Source organism: Mycolicibacterium mageritense (assembly GCF_010727475.1).
In the GTDB taxonomy this organism is placed as follows: domain Bacteria; phylum Actinomycetota; class Actinomycetes; order Mycobacteriales; family Mycobacteriaceae; genus Mycobacterium; species Mycobacterium mageritense.
Window position 1 is genome coordinate 602,528 of the sequence record NZ_AP022567.1, and the last position, 16,233, is coordinate 618,760.

16 protein-coding genes are annotated in these 16,233 nt (G+C 67.8%); 3 read left to right on the plus strand and 13 right to left on the minus strand.

The window, feature by feature from the left end:
- Window positions 1-10: 10 nt before the first annotated feature.
- The 3 genes from glyA to G6N67_RS02905 all read right to left on the minus strand — a co-directional run bounded on the left by glyA (window position 11) and on the right by G6N67_RS02905 (window position 4,094).
- Entirely contained in the window at window positions 11-1,291 is a 1,281-nt protein-coding gene (gene glyA, locus G6N67_RS02895; protein WP_036437844.1) for a serine hydroxymethyltransferase, read from the minus strand.
- A gap of 112 nt (window positions 1,292-1,403) precedes the next feature.
- On the minus strand, window positions 1,404-2,867 hold the full coding sequence (locus G6N67_RS02900) for a glycine hydroxymethyltransferase (RefSeq protein ID WP_036437847.1): 1,464 nt from the start codon (window positions 2,865-2,867) through the stop codon (window positions 1,404-1,406).
- A gap of 21 nt (window positions 2,868-2,888) precedes the next feature.
- On the minus strand, window positions 2,889-4,094 hold the full coding sequence (locus G6N67_RS02905) for a hypothetical protein (protein WP_036437849.1): 1,206 nt from the start codon (window positions 4,092-4,094) through the stop codon (window positions 2,889-2,891).
- Between the two features lie 30 nt (window positions 4,095-4,124).
- Between G6N67_RS02905 and coaA the strand changes: the two genes are divergently transcribed.
- A complete protein-coding gene (coaA, locus tag G6N67_RS02910) occupies window positions 4,125-5,063 on the plus strand; it encodes a type I pantothenate kinase (RefSeq protein WP_036437852.1) in 939 nt (312 codons plus the stop codon).
- On the opposite strand, the gene G6N67_RS02915 is transcribed toward coaA, so the two are convergent.
- From G6N67_RS02915 to G6N67_RS02935, 5 genes are all read right to left on the minus strand, one after another.
- A complete protein-coding gene (locus G6N67_RS02915) occupies window positions 5,035-6,549 on the minus strand; it encodes an FAD-dependent oxidoreductase (protein WP_036437854.1) in 1,515 nt (504 codons plus the stop codon). The two genes, coaA and G6N67_RS02915, sit on opposite strands and share 29 nt — an antisense overlap.
- Before the next feature lie 131 nt (window positions 6,550-6,680).
- The gene (locus G6N67_RS02920; RefSeq protein ID WP_036437857.1) at window positions 6,681-7,085 is read right to left on the minus strand and encodes a hypothetical protein; all 405 of its coding nucleotides are present in this window, start codon (window positions 7,083-7,085) and stop codon (window positions 6,681-6,683) included.
- A gap of 120 nt (window positions 7,086-7,205) precedes the next feature.
- Window positions 7,206-7,631, minus strand: coding sequence for a hypothetical protein (locus G6N67_RS02925; protein WP_036437860.1), 426 nt, complete (start codon window positions 7,629-7,631; stop codon window positions 7,206-7,208).
- Window positions 7,632-7,769: 138 nt separating this feature from the next.
- Window positions 7,770-9,128 (minus strand): hypothetical protein, encoded by a 1,359-nt coding sequence (locus G6N67_RS02930; protein ID WP_036437862.1) that lies wholly within the window; start codon window positions 9,126-9,128, stop codon window positions 7,770-7,772.
- 20 nt (window positions 9,129-9,148) lie between these two features.
- Window positions 9,149-9,940, minus strand: a complete 792-nt coding sequence (locus tag G6N67_RS02935) for a (2Z,6E)-farnesyl diphosphate synthase (RefSeq protein ID WP_036437865.1) — start codon at window positions 9,938-9,940, stop codon at window positions 9,149-9,151.
- 55 nt (window positions 9,941-9,995) lie between these two features.
- Between G6N67_RS02935 and trhA the strand changes: the two genes are divergently transcribed.
- On the plus strand, window positions 9,996-10,739 hold the full coding sequence (trhA, locus tag G6N67_RS02940; RefSeq protein ID WP_036437867.1) for a PAQR family membrane homeostasis protein TrhA: 744 nt from the start codon (window positions 9,996-9,998) through the stop codon (window positions 10,737-10,739).
- 22 nt (window positions 10,740-10,761) lie between these two features.
- On the opposite strand, the gene G6N67_RS02945 is transcribed toward trhA, so the two are convergent.
- From G6N67_RS02945 to mca, 5 genes are all read right to left on the minus strand, one after another.
- Window positions 10,762-11,811 (minus strand): ESX-1 system-associated protein, encoded by a 1,050-nt coding sequence (locus G6N67_RS02945; protein ID WP_051579054.1) that lies wholly within the window; start codon window positions 11,809-11,811, stop codon window positions 10,762-10,764.
- A 167-nt stretch (window positions 11,812-11,978) separates the two neighbouring features.
- Window positions 11,979-12,350: a nuclear transport factor 2 family protein gene (locus G6N67_RS02950; protein ID WP_036437870.1), complete on the minus strand. Its 372-nt coding sequence runs from the start codon at window positions 12,348-12,350 to the stop codon at window positions 11,979-11,981.
- A gap of 10 nt (window positions 12,351-12,360) precedes the next feature.
- Window positions 12,361-14,346: a thioredoxin domain-containing protein gene (locus tag G6N67_RS02955; protein ID WP_036437872.1), complete on the minus strand. Its 1,986-nt coding sequence runs from the start codon at window positions 14,344-14,346 to the stop codon at window positions 12,361-12,363.
- Window positions 14,330-14,611: a hypothetical protein gene (locus G6N67_RS02960; RefSeq protein WP_110798635.1), complete on the minus strand. Its 282-nt coding sequence runs from the start codon at window positions 14,609-14,611 to the stop codon at window positions 14,330-14,332. The genes G6N67_RS02955 and G6N67_RS02960 overlap by 17 nt, the downstream gene beginning before the upstream one ends.
- A gap of 20 nt (window positions 14,612-14,631) precedes the next feature.
- On the minus strand, window positions 14,632-15,498 hold the full coding sequence (mca, locus tag G6N67_RS02965; protein ID WP_036437878.1) for a mycothiol conjugate amidase Mca: 867 nt from the start codon (window positions 15,496-15,498) through the stop codon (window positions 14,632-14,634).
- A 95-nt stretch (window positions 15,499-15,593) separates the two neighbouring features.
- On the opposite strand from mca, the gene G6N67_RS02970 reads away from it, so the two are divergent.
- On the plus strand, window positions 15,594-16,016 hold the full coding sequence (locus tag G6N67_RS02970; protein ID WP_036437880.1) for a DUF4307 domain-containing protein: 423 nt from the start codon (window positions 15,594-15,596) through the stop codon (window positions 16,014-16,016).
- Window positions 16,017-16,233 lie beyond the last annotated feature (217 nt).

Sequence of the window (16,233 nt, forward strand, 5' to 3'; positions counted from 1 at the left end):
CAGGGGTGTGTCACCGATTGTGCAACTGCCAGTCTTCCAACCCGTCGTACAACGGGAACTCGCGGGCCAGCCGCGTCACCCGGCCGCGCAACGCGACCACGTCCGCGGCGGCGCCCTGCGCGAGCGCAGTGCCGATGATATCGGCCACCTCGGCGAACTCGGCATCGCCGAATCCGCGCGTGGCCAGGGCCGACGTGCCGATGCGCACGCCCGAGGTCACCATGGGCGGCCGCGGATCGTCGGGCACCGCGTTGCGGTTGACCGTGATCCCGATCTCGTGCAGCAGATCCTCGGCGGCCTTGCCGTCCAGCGGCGAGTGCCGCAGATCCACCAGCACGAGGTGCACGTCGGTGCCGCCCGTGACGACGGATACGCCCGACGACGCGACGTCGGCCGCGAGCAGCCGGTCGGCCAGGATGCGGGCGCCCGACAGCGTGCGCTGCTGCCGGTCGGCGAATTCCGGCGTGCCTGCGATCTTGAACGTGATCGCCTTGCCCGCCACCACCTGCATGGCCGGCCCACCCTGGGTGCCGGGGAACATCGCCGAGTTCAGCTGCTTGGCGAATGCCTTCTTGCCCAGGATCAGACCGGACCGGGCCCCACCGAGCGTCTTGTGAACGGTCGTGGACACCAGGTCGGCGTGCGGGACCGGGTTGGGGTGCAGTCCGGCGGCCACGAGGCCCGCGAAGTGGGCCATGTCGACCCACAGGTGCGCGCCGACCTCGTCGGCGATCGAGCGGAACGCCGCGAAGTCCAAGGTCCGCGGGTAGGCCGACCAGCCGGCGACGAGCACCTTGGGCCGGAATTCCAGCGCCCGCGCCCGCACCGCGTCCATGTCGATCAGACCGGTCGCGGGATCGACGCCGTAGAACCCGGATTGGTAGACCTTGCCGGAGAAGTTGAGCTTCATACCGTGCGTCAGATGACCGCCGTTGGCCAGGTCAAGACCCAGCAGCCGTTCCCCCGGCGCCATCAGCGCCGCCAGCACCGCGGCGTTGGCCTGCGCGCCGGAATGTGGTTGCACGTTGGCGAATTCGGCGCCGAAGAGCGCTTTGGCCCGGTCGCGGGCGATGTTCTCGATGGCATCGACGTACTCACACCCGCCGTAGTAGCGGCGGCCCGGCAACCCCTCGGCGTACTTGTTGGTCAGGATGCTGCCCTGGGCCTGCAGCACCGAGCGGGGCGCGAAATTCTCCGACGCGATCATCTCCAGCGTGTCGCGCTGGCGGCCGAGCTCCTTGTCGAGCAACTCGGCGATGTCGGGGTCGACATCGGCGAGCGAGGCGGACATCACGGACGTGGCGAGGCTCGTTGGGGCTGTCACAGTGCGCGAGTCTGGCATACCTCGCCGGGGTATTGGGGCCTACCCTGTCAGGTCGCTGTGAATTTGCTGAGAACGATGCTCAGAGCGTGAGACCCGGGTAGAGCGGGTTGGCGGAGAGCAGCTCTTGCGATGCCGCGTGCACCCGTTCGGCGGTGCCGTCGGCCATCGTGTACTTGGCCTTGGAACTGCCGTCGGGCTGCGTGTTGGACAGCACGTCGACGATCAACTCCGCGACCCGGTCGAAGTCGTCGGCACCGAATCCGCGACTTGTGAGCGCCGGGGTTCCGAGCCGCACGCCGCTCGTGTACCACGCGCCGTTGGGATCCGCGGGGATCGAGTTGCGGTTGGTCACGATGCCCGCGTCCAGCAGTGCGGACTCGGCCTGCCGGCCGGTCAGCCCGAACGACCGCACGTCGAGCAGCACGATGTGGTTGTCGGTGCCGCCGGTGACCAGGCCCGCGTCACGCTTGACGAAACCGTCGGCCAAAGCCTGGGCATTGTCGGCGACCTGCTGCGCGTAGGCCTGGAACGCGGGCTGGCGCGCCTCGGCCAGCGCGACGGCCTTGGCCGCCATCACGTGCGACAGCGGACCGCCGAGCACCATCGGGCAGCCCTTGTCGACCGCGGGCGCGAACTCCTCGGTGGCCAGCACCATGCCGCCGCGCGGGCCGCGCAGCGATTTGTGCGTCGTCGTGGTGGTGACGTGCGCGTGCGGCACCGGATCCTCGTCGCCCGTGAACACCTTGCCTGCCACCAGACCGGCGAAGTGCGCCATGTCGACCATGAGCGTCGCGCCCACCTCGTCGGCGATCTCGCGCATCTTGGCGAAGTTCACGCGGCGCGGGTACGCCGAGTAGCCGGCGACCAGGATCAGCGGCTTGAACTCGCGGGCCGCCGCGGCGACGGCGTCGTAATCCAGGAAGCCGGTCTCCGGATTGGTGCCGTAGCTGTGCTGGTGGAACATCTTGCCCGAGATGTTGGGCCGGAAGCCGTGGGTCAGGTGCCCGCCCGCGTCGAGCGACATGCCGAGCAGCCGCTGATTGCCCAGCTTGTTGCGCAGCGTCTCCCAGTCCGCCTCGGACAGGTCGTTGACGTGTTTGGCGCCGAAGTTCGCGAGCTCGGGGGCTTCCACGCGGGTGGCCAGAATCGCCCAGAACGCAACGAGATTGGCGTCGATACCCGAGTGCGGCTGCACGTAGGCGTAGGGCGCGCCGAACAGTTCGCGCGCGTGCTCGGCGGCCAGCGCCTCCACGGTGTCGACGTTCTGGCAGCCCGCGTAGAAGCGGTGCCCCACAGTGCCCTCGGCGTACTTGTCGGAGAACCAGGTGCCCATGGTCAGCAGCACGGCCGGCGAAGCGTAGTTCTCGCTCGCGATCAGCTTGAGTGAATCCCGTTGATCGGCAAGCTCTTTGCGCGTCGCAGCGGCGACCCGGGGCTCGACGGACTCGATGACCTGCAGCGCGGCCTGATAGGCGGCGCTTGCGGTCTCTGCGTAGTCGGCGCCCGAAGACGCGGGCAAGGAGGATGACGGGTCAGCTGCCATGGCATTCAGCCTAGTCGGCGCTCATCCCCGCAGCGTCGACGGGATCAGCGGCTCGTCGAGCAGCCGGCCGAAGCGTGCGGTCAACGACACGTCGGCAGGCCGGGCATCGAGCCAGCCGCGCAGCAGCCGGTAACCCTCGATGTACGTGCTGGTGTAGGCCCGCCACAGCGGCGAGGACAGGAAGCGCAGCATCTGTCGCGCGCGCTCGTCGTTGACCAGCAGCCAGCGTTTGAGGAATTCGACGACGTCGTCGACGTCTCGATGTTCGTCGTGCAGCATCAGCGCGGCGTCCTGGCGCACATCGGCCAGCCCGGCGACCGCCTCCGACACGGCTTCAGCGCGCTCACCGTCGAACCGCAGGCCCAGGTCGGCGTAGATCTCCGACGCCCAGGCTCCCCAGCCCGGACCGATGGCCGCATACAACGCCAGGTCGGCGAGGCCTTCGGCCATGAGGCACTGCGGGGTGTTGACCAGGAAGATGGTCTGTTCCAGCTGGCCGTCGCGCGCCACCAGGCCGGCCTCTTTGCGGCAATGTTCGGTGTGATGGCCCGGATAGGACTCGTGCGCCACCAGCCGCGGCAGGTTGGCCATCTGCTGCTTGAGGTCCGCGTTGACCGCGACCGTCGAGCGGTAATCCCCCAGGTAGTAGTTGAACCCCGACCACGGCTTGTCGGTCACCACCTCGTATGTGATGGTCTCGGCCTCGGGCAGCGGATATTCGGCGCGGACCTTGTCGCGCAGCGCCGACGAGAACGCGTGGATGCACTCTTCGAGGCGTTCCGGCGCGATCTCGTCTCCGGTGCGGTGAGCCTGGATGCGTTCGGCGAGCGGACCGCTGCCGCCCAGCGCCTCGTCGAGTTTGGCGTGCGCGGCCCGGTACTTGTCCGGATCACCCTTGCTGATGCTGACGTCGAAATACGCCTGCACCTCATCGACGAAGCCGACGTCCTCGCCCGCGAACTTGCGCCCGGCACAGTTCAGGGCACGTAGGTGCGCGGCGATGTAGTCGGCCCGGTCACGATCCAGGTCGTCGGGAATCTGGGTCAGCAACCGCTCGGCCTGCCGGGCCAGGTCTGCCGGGTCGGGTGCCGGTTCGTCGGCGACCTGACGGCGCAGCGCCGGGTCGCCCGTGAAGGAGTCGACATAGCCCTCCTCGACCCGGTCGAACCGCAAACCGAGCAGCAGATATTCGCGGATGAAGCCCGTTGAGTCGATCCCGTTAGCCATGCCATCAACCGTAAATGCAAGACTGACCGAATGCCGCGACCGAGCGAGCCGAGCCCCTACGTGGAGTTCGACCGAAGTCAATGGCGATCACTGCGCATGTCGACGCCGCTGAAACTCACCGAGGACGAGTTGCTGCGACTGCGCGGTATGGGCGAGAAACTCGACCTCCTCGAGGTCGAAGAGGTGTACCTGCCGCTCGCCCGGTTGATCCACCTCCAGGTCGCCGCGCGCCAGCGGCTGTTCGCGGCCACCGCGGAGTTCCTCGGTGAGCCGCAGCAGAACCCGGATCGGCCGGTGCCGTTCATCATCGGGGTCGCGGGCAGCGTGGCGGTCGGCAAATCCACCACAGCCCGTGTGCTGCAGGCCCTGCTGGCCCGGTGGGGACACCACCCGCGGGTCGACCTGGTAACCACCGACGGGTTCCTCTATCCCAACCGGGAACTCAACCGTCGGAACCTGATGCACCGCAAGGGTTTCCCGGAGAGCTACAACCGCCGTGCGCTCATGCGCTTTGTCACGGCGGTGAAATCCGGCTCAGACGAGGTGTGGGCACCGGTGTACTCGCACCTGCTCTACGACATCGTTCCGGGCGAGAAGCAGATCGTGCGGCACCCCGACATCCTCATTCTCGAGGGTCTCAACGTGCTGCAGACCGGCCCGGCGCTGATGGTCTCGGACCTCTTCGACTTCTCGGTGTACGTCGACGCCCGCATCGAGGACATCGAACAGTGGTACATCTCCCGGTTCCTGACGATGCGGTCGACGGCGTTCGCCGACCCGGCGTCACACTTCCACCACTACTCGACGCTGACCGACGAGCAGGCCGTGTTCGCCGCACGCGACATCTGGCATTCCATCAACCGGCCCAACCTGATCGAGAACATCCTGCCCACCAGGCCGCGCGCGACCCTGGTGCTGCGCAAGGACGCCGACCACGCCATCAATCGGCTGCGGCTGCGGAAGCTGTAGTTTTCCTTCGCCGCGCAGGCGTGGGGTGGACCAGCGGACCGCAGCGGACATCGAACCGTTCTCCGATGGCGTCGAGCGAGCGCCGCAGGTGCGCGCGTTCCCTGCGGTGGGTCAGCATGAAGCGCGCGGTGCCGATCATGCGGCGCGGCAACGGGTACCAGCGGTCGAAGTCCAGCCCGCAGTCCGTGAACACCTTGGCAGGCACGTGGTCGGCGATGAGGCCGATGTTGTACTGCGCCAGGCTGAACATCGCGAACGGCAGGACGGGCTTCGACCGGTGCCACAACTCCTGCAGGTCGAGCTCGTAGAGCGGGATCTCGCGCATCTTGTCGAGGAGCAACAGATGCGTCAGGAAGTAGCCCATGAACGACGGTAGATGCATTGTGGCGGAACGCATCTGAATCGACACCACCGATCCGCTCCCAGACACGTACGGTTCGTAGGGGTAGTCGTTCTTGGTGAGGTATCCGGTGCAGTTGACGATCCAGCTGCCCGGTTGGATCTCCTTCGTCGCCCCGCTGCGGAACACCAGGTCGGTCGAACCGTTGCGGTCGACCGCGTCGACGAGGTGGTCCATCACGACGTCCTTGAGGCCCGCCGCGATGGTCTGGTTCTCCCCCTCCGACAGCATCCCGAGCATGAAATTGCCGGTCTCGGGCGTGAGCCAGGTGCCGTAGAGCTCCCGGAACCAGTTCTTCACGTCCTGCTCGTTGGTGCCGTCGAACCGCCGCACCGTCTCGAGCGCGAAGCTGCTGGGCAAGCCACCGGCCCACCACCTGCGCGCCCCGACGGGGTAGATCCGGTCCCGGCTCATGAAGAACGTGCCCGAACCCGCCACCAGGTTCACCTCGCGGTCCGGACACGTCGTGATGATGGCGTACGCGGTGTCCATAGCGGTCTTGCCGCCGCCGATGATCCAGACCGGGGCGTCGCTCTCGCCCATCTCGCCGTTGCGGACATCGCAATAGTCGGGTGACACCGAGTGCACGCGCGCGCTGGACACATCGAGCGCCTCGTTGGGCGTCACCCGCAAGCCGTAGGCCTTGACGAGCCGTTTGGCGGTGATCACCCGGCGTTCACCGCCTGCGGTCCGGCAAGTGACCCGGACATTGCCGTCGATCTCCTCGTCGGATTCGAGCGACCAGCCGAACCGTTCCTCGACGGTGATGCGGCGTTTGATCTCGTCGAGGCAGTGCTCGAAGTGGTCGACCACCTCGGGTTTGGTGGCCAGGTACGACGGCTCGCGCCCCAGTGTCCACTCGATGTTGCCCGCGGTGAACATCGGATGTGGTTGATGCAGGCGGACATACGGGTAGGTGTCGAGCCACATGCCCCCGACGCCGCTGCGGCGGTCGACGAGGATCACCTTCTGATCGCGGCTCAGGTAGCGGCTCGCGGCGAACAGCGCATTGATCCCGGCGATGCCGGCTCCGACGATGCACAGTTCACAGTTCTCCACGGTTTCTGAATTCGCTGACGTCGTCACGGCAACCTCCTCGGACCGGCTCTCACCAGTGTGGTCGCGCGCGCCGGCGAAGACGTGGGTAGTCGACTACCTGATTTTCGACAGCGGTATCGCCCGGCCCCGTCGGGTGCCGGGCGATCCCGCAGGTGGTGTCAGGCCTTGATGCGCCGGACACCGACGTACTGCAGCTCGGCCATCACGGCCGTGTAGATGCCCGTCGCGATCACGGCGACCGTGCCCGCGGTGGTGAGCGACATCGCGAACACGGCGATCAGCGCGATCACGGTGCATGCCGCATTGGCGATCACGGTGCCGACCCCGGCGGGACGCACCCGGTCGATCGCGGCGAGTGCGAACACGACGACGCCGTAGACGACGGAGAAGATGCCGACGCCGTACTCGACGGATTTCGGCAGACCCGTGAGGTCCGAGAACCAGCCCGCCGCAGCGAGCAGGGCGATGCCGCTGATGCCGACGCAGATGGCGTCGAGCCGCATGGCCAGCCTCAGCAGGGCATCGGCGGCGGTGGCGGTGCCGGTGGCGGTGATGGCGGTCATGATTCTCCTTCTGTTGGTTTCCTGCGAATGGTTTCCTGCGAACACCTGATGGGAAGCGCGGTGCGGGAATCCCGGCCGCAACCTCTTTCGGCCGCGACGCCCGCACCGCGCGGGAGGGAGTCACACCAGACGGCGCACTCCGCGGTATTGCAGCCAGGCCAGGCCCAGCGTGGCGGCGACGAACCCCAGCAAGAGGTCGGTGCCTGCCGCCGTAACCGGCAGCCAGCCGCCCGCAACGGCGACGACGGCCGCCACGGCAAACAGCATGTTGCCGCTGAGGACGCTGACGCCGACCCGCCTGATGTCAGGGATCCGGGCGAGGCCGTACAGCAGCACGCCGTAACCGACCAGGGCCGCGCCGATGAGCCAGCCCGCCGTCGCCGACAGGCCCGCGATCCGGGCGAGTGCGTCGGCGGTCATCGCGGTCAGCAGCCCGACCCCGGCGCACACCGTGGCGTCGGCGCGCAGCGCGAACCTCAGCAGGGCGTCGGCCGGGCCTGCGACGACATCGGGTTGGGGATCGGATCGGGTGACGAAGGCGGTCATGGTGGGCTCCTCGACGATGAGGCGATCAGTGCTTGTCGAACACCTCCGACACTGCTCAGGATCCGCTGCCAGATCGACGCCAGACGCTGCCAACCACTGCCAAGCCCAGGTCAGGAGGGGTGCGCCCGCCCAGCAGGCTCAGGCTTGGGCGCTCACCAGACTGCCGCGGAGATCCGCGGCGATGACCTTCGCGGCGGCGTTCTGCCAGTTGTGCAGCGACCGCTGCGGCACCTCGGTGACAAACCACTGCCAGGCTTGCCGGGCCACCGGGTCCAGACCGGCCGCGGTGGCGTTCTGCGCGTAGGCCCGCACACCGACGACGTACGGGAAGTACAGGGAGTTGTAGTGCCGCCACTGTTCGGTGGTGCCGAAGTCAGCTCCGTCGCGGGGTTTGAGCGCCGCGATCCGGTCGGCCAGCAGAGCCTTGAGCTCGTTGGCCCGCTCCAGGGGTTGATCGGGGGCGCCGCGCTGCGCGAGCCTCGCATCGATGATGGGCAATGCCGTCAACGGGCTCGCGACGAGTTTGGACAAATCGCCGTAGTGGCCCAGCGCGCGCCGCGTCAAGCGCGCGAACGCATCCTCGTCGACGCCGTCGAGCGGGCTGCCCGAGCGCAGCGGCAGCGCGGCCTCGGTCTGGCGCAGCGCTTCACGGTCGGCGCGCAGTCCCGGGGAACGCGAGAACGCCATCCGGTCCAGCACGCCGGCCAGCGGATCGGCCAGCACCTCGACGGCCACCGCGACTGCCAGGCTGGTGAACAGCAGCACCGTCATCGCCACGCGGCCGTCCCCGGCCAGCACGGCCGCCCCGATCAGGGCCTGCGCCCCGAACGGCACCGCGATCACGAGCATGCCGATGAACGACCGCCGCATGTCGGCGCGCAGCGCCTGCCCTTCGTCGAACGCGTCCCAGATCGCCACCGCGACGCCCAGCAGCGCGACGTCGAATCCCGTGGACGCCAGCGCCAGCCAGCTGGGCACCAGGCCGAGCGGGATGACCAGGATGGCGTTGCCGAGAGCGAAAAACAGCGTCGCGACGATGATGAAGCCGACGACCGAGCGGGGCTTGGCACCACCGAGCACGGCCTTGACCATCGCGCCGAGCGCCGACAGCGAGATCACCCCGAACATCACCCAGTGCCCGGCGCGCAACGGGCCCTCGACGCTGCCGGCGAGTGCGGCCCCGGCGAACGCCAACACCGCGACCGCGAAGATCGCCGCGATCTCGCCTGCCCTGGCCCGCCAGGTGTCGCCGGGCCGGGCCAGCTCGACCATCACCGCGAACCACGCGATCCCCGGCACGGCGACCAGATAGATCTCGATGCGGCTGAGCAGATCCGATCCGCTGACGATGCGGACGGCGTCGAGTGCGACGACGACTGCGAAGCTGGTCAAACCGAGCGCCGCGCACACCAGAACGGGTTTGCGCGGGTCACGGGCAAGCAGATAGAGCCCCAGCCACCAGCTGAGCGTGAAGACCACTGCCGACAGCGCAGCCATATGCCCAGTGTGGCACGGTCTTACTTGCCGAAGCGGCGGTGCCTCGCGGTGTAGTCACGCAGCGCACGCAGGAAGTCGACCCGGCGGAAGGCGGGCCAGTACGCCTCGGTGAACCACATCTCCGAATACGCGCTCTGCCACAACAGGAATCCGGACAGCCGCTGCTCCCCCGAGGTCCGGATGACCAGATCGGGATCGGGCTGGCCCGACGTGTAGAGGTTCTCCGAGATGCCTTCGGCGGTAACGGCTTCCACGAGCTGCTCGGCCGTCGCGCCGTTGGCCAGCTCTTTGGACAGCAGGGAGCGGACCGCGTCGACGATCTCCTGGCGGCCGCCGTAGGCCACGGCGACGTTGACGTGAAAGCCACCGCCGTTGCCGTTGGTGGACTCGACCGCCTCCCGCAGCCGGCGGGCCGGTTCCTCGCCGAGCAGCTCCAGATCGCCCACCGTGCGCACGCTCCACTTGTTGGACGGCGCGCAGATCTCCTCGACCACGTCGGTGATGATCTCGATCAGCCCCGACAGCTCCTCGGGGTCGCGCTGCAGGTTCTCGGTGGACAACAGGTACACCGTCGCCATCTCGATACCTGCGGCCTGACACCAGCGCAGCATCTCCGCGATCTTGGCCGCCCCCATGCGGTAGCCGATGCTGACGTCGTCGTGACCTGCCTCACGTGCCCAGCGGCGGTTTCCGTCACACAGCACCGCGATGTGCCGGGGCAGTTCGGCTTTGGACTGCGCCAACTCCTGACGCAACCGCATCTCGTAGAGCCGATAGGCCGGTTCCTTGAGGCGCGGGGGAATGATGTCCACGAGAATCCAGACTACTGTCATAGACGGGCAACCCCACGGCTGTTATGGAGGTGACATGACCGCGCCGATCGATGCCACCAAGCCCTACCGCTCAGCGGCGGCGATGAACCGCCAGGCCGAAGATCTGCCAGAGGCCGTTGCCGAGGGCGTCGCACAGTTCCTCGGCAAGCCGCGCGCCCGTGGCTGGATCCACGTGTACTCGGCCGTCGTCGCGTTCATCGCAGGCGCTGCGCTGGTGTCGGTTTCGTGGTCGGTGGAGTCCACGCGCGCCGGTCTGGCCACGCTGCTCTACACCTTCACGATCGTGGCGATGTTCGCCGTCAGCGGCACCTATCACCGCGTCAACTGGAAATCCGCGAACGCCCGCAAATGGATGAAGCGCGCCGATCACTCGATGATCTTCATCTTCATCGCGGGCAGCTACACCCCGTTCGCGCTACTGGCCCTGCCGGAATCCAAAGGCATGGTGCTGTTCTGGATCGTCTGGGGTGGCGCGATCGCGGGCGTGCTGCTCAAGATGTTCTGGCCGTCCGCCCCGCGCTGGCTGGGTGTGCCGCTCTACATCCTGCTGGGCTGGGTGGCGGCCTGGTTCATCGGGCCGATCATGAACGGCGCCGGCGTCGCGGCCGTGGTGCTGCTGATCGTCGGCGGTGCGCTCTACAGCATCGGTGGCGTGCTCTACGCACTCAAGTGGCCCAACCCGTGGCCGACCACGTTCGGCCACCACGAGTTCTTCCACGCGTGCACGGCGGTGGCCGCGATCTGCCACTACATCGCCATGTGGTTCGCGGTGTTCTGAGCCGGTCTCGGCGTGACCGTTCTCAGCCCACCGCGCCGCAGCTGTGCTCGACCACGCGGGTGAGATTGGTCGCTGCGTCGAGCAGATGGCGGTCGTCGGGCGCGTACGTCGGCAGCGCCTGCACGAAGGCCCGCAGGTACTGCGCGGACAACACCGCGAAATCCTCCACGACCGCGTTACCACTACGTCGGCCCAGCCGGTCCGATTCGTCCGCGTACTGCGTCAGCACGGGTGCGACGGCGTCGGCGGCATACTGTTGCGCGGCCGCCCATTCGGCGGCGGGCAGCTGCAGATCGGTTGCGCTCCATTCGCTGGTCGCCTGACGCAGGTCGGCCGACATCGGCACCCATTCCACGCAGACGCCGGTCGTGTCGGCACCCAATGCCATCACGTCGACGTCTGTCACGACCAGTTGCGTCGGCGGCGGTGCGCCCGCAGTCAACGGTGCTCGCACGGCTGCAGCACCGGAGGTGGCCGCACCGCAGATGCTCGACACCGCACGGATGAGCCCATCCACGGTTCGGGCGAGGAAGATGTCGGTCGCCTGATACTCGGGTATGCGATTGACGAACGCCTGGATGTGGGTGACGACCTGCCGATAGGCCTCCCGCATGACGCGATGCGGCGTGGCCGGTACCAGCCGCGCCGTCTGCACCGCCACACTGCCCATGGCACGACTCACCGTCGCGTACATCGCCCGCAGTTCGGGTGTCCATTCGGCTACCGACACCGATCCGTCCCGGTCGAACCAGTTGACCCCGGTCTGTACATCGACCAATCCCGCACCGATCGGAGCCCAGGTCACGCAGGTCGGATCGGCGGTGATGACCGACACCGGCCCCGTGTCACCGGCACTGGCCAACGCAGAGCGAGCCTCGGCAGCGGCCGGCGCCGCGGTGTGCCGGGGTTGATCGACGAAGATCGCCACCACCAGCAGGGCGATAGCCACCGCAACCGACGTGCCACCGAGGATCCAGCTGAGCCTGCCGGCCCCTGGTTTCGCTGACGCTACTTTTGGCAAAGCATCGACGTGACCGGCCTCGCCGTCGCTGTCCAGATCAGGCAAACTCATCACTGCACCTTCGCCTCAGAAACGAGCACGGACACAACGCTTCTGGCGGCAGCCCGGCAAAAGCGGACACCCATCGAACAGCGCAGCAAGATGTTAGCGCAACAAACTTCACCTAGAAAGCTGAACGGCCCCCGCTGTTCAGCGGGGGCCGTTTCGGATCCTGCGACCTACACCGGGGTGACGTCGGCCTGCGACCAGTAGGCCTTCATCGACGCGATCTTGCCCTCGCTGTCGAACACCATGACGTCGATCGGCTCGATGACCATGCCGCTGCCGTCGAAATCCAGCGTGAGCCGGAAATGGAACGCCGCCTCGTGCCCGGCCACCCGCAGCGTCACCAGCTCTGCCTTGGCCTTGACGTTCTCGACGTTGGCATAGAAACCCCGGATCGCGCTGCGGCCGATGTGCACCTCGCCGCCCACCGGATCCTCCACGGTGGCGTCGTCGGCGTACAGCGCGGCGATGTCGTCGGCACTACCCGTCGCGACCAGGTCGAGGTAGCGGTGGACGGTCTGGGTGATGTGCTCAGCGTTGGGCATGGCCGCGAGGCTACACGGCCCGCCCCAAGGCGGCAGCGAGTTCCCCGGCCGTCGTCACGGGCAGATCGCAGACCCTGCCGCGGCACACGTACGCGGCGTCGGCACCTGCCACGCGGTCACGCCCGGTCAGCAGTTCTGACGAGTCCACCGCACCGCCGATCACCACGGCCCCGCCGGGCGCGAGTGCCCGTGCGGCAGTGAGCAGTTCCGAGGAAGACGGATCGCAGGCCACGGCGATCTGGATGGGCCCGCGCACCGCGGCTTCGGCCACTGCGAGCCAGTGCCCACCCGAGCGCGGGGCCCTCGCCAGAATCGGCGTGGCCGCCGCCAAGGTGGCCTCCGCGGCCGCCGAGTACCGGTCCGACGCGGTCAGATACGCGGCCAGTTGCAGCGCCTCGGCGATCGTCGACGCCCCCGACGGGGTGGCCCCGTCGATCGGATCGGACGGCCGGACCATGAGCTGCTCGGCATCGTCGGCGGTGTCGAACCACCGCCCGGGCCGCTCGGGGTCGGCGAAGTGGTCAAGGGCGACGTCGAGCAGTCGCGTCGCTTCGGGCAGCCACGATCCGGTCAGCTGATAGAGGGTCAGCAGGCCGGTGGCCAGACACGCGTAGTCCTCCAGGATCGCCACACTGTCGCCCACCCGGCCACCGAGGCCGGCCCGGCGCAGGCGGCCGTCCACGAGGTGCAACTCCACCAATCTGCGCGCGCATGCACTTGCCGCCGTGAGAAATTCGGGTGCATCAAGCGCTACGGACGCTTCCGCCATGGCCGTGATGGCCAGCCCGTTCCACGCGGTCACCACCTTGTCGTCGCGGCCGGGTTGCGGCCGCAAAGCACGGGCCGCCAAGAGCTTTGACCGCACCGCGGCAAACCGCGCGGCGTCGTCCGGATCGGCGGGCAACTGCAGCACCGACGCACCGTGCTCGAATGTCCCACCCGCGGTAACCCCGAAAAGCGATGCGGCCCAATCTCCGTCGCCGTCGCCGAGAACTGTGCGCAATTCCGCAGGGGTCCACACGTACGTCAAGCCTTCGCGCCCGGCCGCATCGGCGTCGAGCGACGACGTGAACATCGCGCCGGCACCCAGGTCGGCGATGATGAACCGCGCTGTTTCGTCGGCAACCTTGCGCGCCAACGGGTTCCCGGTGCGCCGCGCCCAGTGCGCGTAGGCGCGCAACAGCAGCGCGTTGTCGTAGAGCATCTTCTCGAAGTGCGGCACCACCCAGTAGGGGTCGACGCTGTAGCGCGCGAACCCGCCGGCCAGCTGGTCGTAGATGCCGCCGCGGGCCATCGCCGTCCCGGTCCGTTCGACGGCTTGCAACGCAGCGGCCGAACCGGTGCGTTCGTAGTGCCGCAGCAAGCCCTCCAGCAATGCCGACGGCGGGAACTTGGGTGCGCCGCCGAATCCGCCGTGCTTGGCATCCTCGTCGCGCAGCACCGCGGCCACCGCGTGGTCGCACAGCACGGGCTGCACAGGGGCACCTCCGCCGGGCAACCCGGCCGCCATCGAGCGCAGTTCGTTCGCGATCTGGTCCGACGCCCGCTCGACTTCGTCGCGGCGGTCGCGCCAGGTTTCGGCCACGGCCGCCAGCAGCTGCAGGAAACCCAGCTTCGGGTAGTACGTGCCGCAGAAGAACGGCCGCCCGTCAGGCGTGAGGAAGCACGTCATGGGCCAGCCGCCCTGGCCGGTCAACGCCACGGTGGCGTTCATGTAGACCGCATCCAGGTCCGGCCGCTCCTCGCGGTCGACCTTGATGCACACGAAACCGTCGTTGAGCACCGCGGCCACGTCGGCGTCGTCGAACGACTCGTGCGCCATCACATGGCACCAGTGGCACGCGGCGTAGCCGATGGACAACAGGATCGGGACATCGCGCTCGGCCGCCTCGGCCAAGGCTTCCGGCGACCACTGCCGCCAGTGCACCGGATTGTCGGCGTGCTGGCGCAGATAGGGGCTCGTCGCCCCCGCGAGGGTGTTACCCGCCGGACTCACCTGGTCGGCTTTCGCGGCCGTTGCCGTTGGCGGCTTCGGCCTGGGCGTCGGGTTCTTCGGCCGGGGCAGTGCCCTCGTCGGCGGCCTGATCAGGTTCGGGATGAGCGCGGTCGAACGATTCGGGCAGCTTGCGCAGGTGCCGGTTCATCGACCAGACCAGGGCGAACGTCCCGATCAGCAGGACCAGCACGATCAGCAGCCCGAACGGGCTGGCCTTGCCGAAGTCCGGGCCCGTGTTGCGGGGCTCGTCGGCCATCAGCGTCATCACGGCCGTCACGGTGTCGATCACGGCTCGACCCCGGCGAACAGATCGTCCTCAGGCAGCTTCACGGGCACACGCGACCGGGCCAGTTCGAACTCCTCGGTCGGCCACAGCCGTTGCTGCCATTCGATGGGTGCATGGAAGAAGTCGCCCTTCGGGTCGATCTGGGTGGCATGTGCACGCAGCGCATCATCCCGCTGGCTGAAGTACTCCGCGCAATGGACCCGGGTGGTCACCCGGTTGGCGAACACGTCGTGCTCGGGATCCCAGTGCTCCAGCCATTTGCCGAAAGGCCCCTGCTGGCCGTGCTTGGCGAACTCGTCCTGCAGCATCTGCATGCGCTGGCGCAGGAAGCCGTGGTTGTAGTACAGCTTCGACACACTCCAGGGTTCCCCCGCGTCGGGAAAGCTCATGTAGTCCGCGGCCGCCTCATAGGCCGCGACCGACACCTGGTGGCAGCGGATGTGATCGGGGTGCGGGTAGCCGCCGTTCTCGTCGTAGGTGGTCAGCACGTGCGGACGGAACTCGCGGATCACCCGGACGAGGCGCTCGACCGGCTCTTCCAAAGGGGTCAGTGCGAAGCAGCCCTCGGGCAGCGGAGGCAGCGGGTCGCCCTCGGGCAGCCCCGAGTCGACGAAACCCAGCCAGTGGTGTTCGACGCCGAGGATCTCGGCGGCCTTGGCCATCTCGTCGCGACGCACCTCGGTGATCCGGCCGTGCACCTCGGGCAGGTCCATCGCCGGATTCAGGATGTCGCCGCGCTCACCGCCGGTCAGCGTCACCACCATGACGCGGGCACCTTCAGCCGCATAGCGCGCTGTGGTCGCCGCCCCCTTGCTGGACTCGTCGTCCGGGTGGGCGTGCACAGCCATCAACCGCAGTTCACTCATTTCGTCTCATCTAACTACGGCGTCCTCTTACCTAATCCCATACCCGATACACCTGAGCCGGGTGACTGTGCTGTCCCCCTATAGTTCCAGTTCTGATGATCGAACGTCCCGCCGCCCGCTACGGATCCCAGCAGCTGTCCCGCCGGACCCGGCGCTGGATCCTCTTCGCGGTCGCCGCGCTGGTCGTGGTCGCAGGCGTGATCGTCGCGGTCGTGGCGTGGCAGCGACTGGGCAGCAGCGACGTAAAAGGCGAGCTCACGGCGTACGAACTGATCGACTCGCAGACTGTTTCGGTGACCATCGGGGTGACCCGCGACGATCCGTCACGACCTGTGGTGTGCATCGTGCGGGCACGGTCGATCGACGGCAGCGAAACCGGCAGACGCGAGATTCTGGTGGGCCCGTCCGACCAGGCGACGGTTCAGGTCACCGCGCCCGTCAAGACCAGCAAGCCACCCGTGCGAGGCGACGTGTACGGGTGCGGCACCGACGTGCCGTCATACCTGGTGGCGCCCTGATTTCGGGGCGTACGCAGGCGCGATGCGGCGGAGCGCAACAAACTGCCAACAGCCAATACGTGAAGATCCGCTGACCGCGCGGTGGTAAACTGATCGAATACACGGTTCCGCGCTGGGGCCGTGTATTGCTGCATTAGCGCTCAGAAATGCGCTTGCGCTCGCAGCAATACACGTGTACGCCCAGCCCGAAGCCCAGGCAATTTTTACGCGAAGAGAA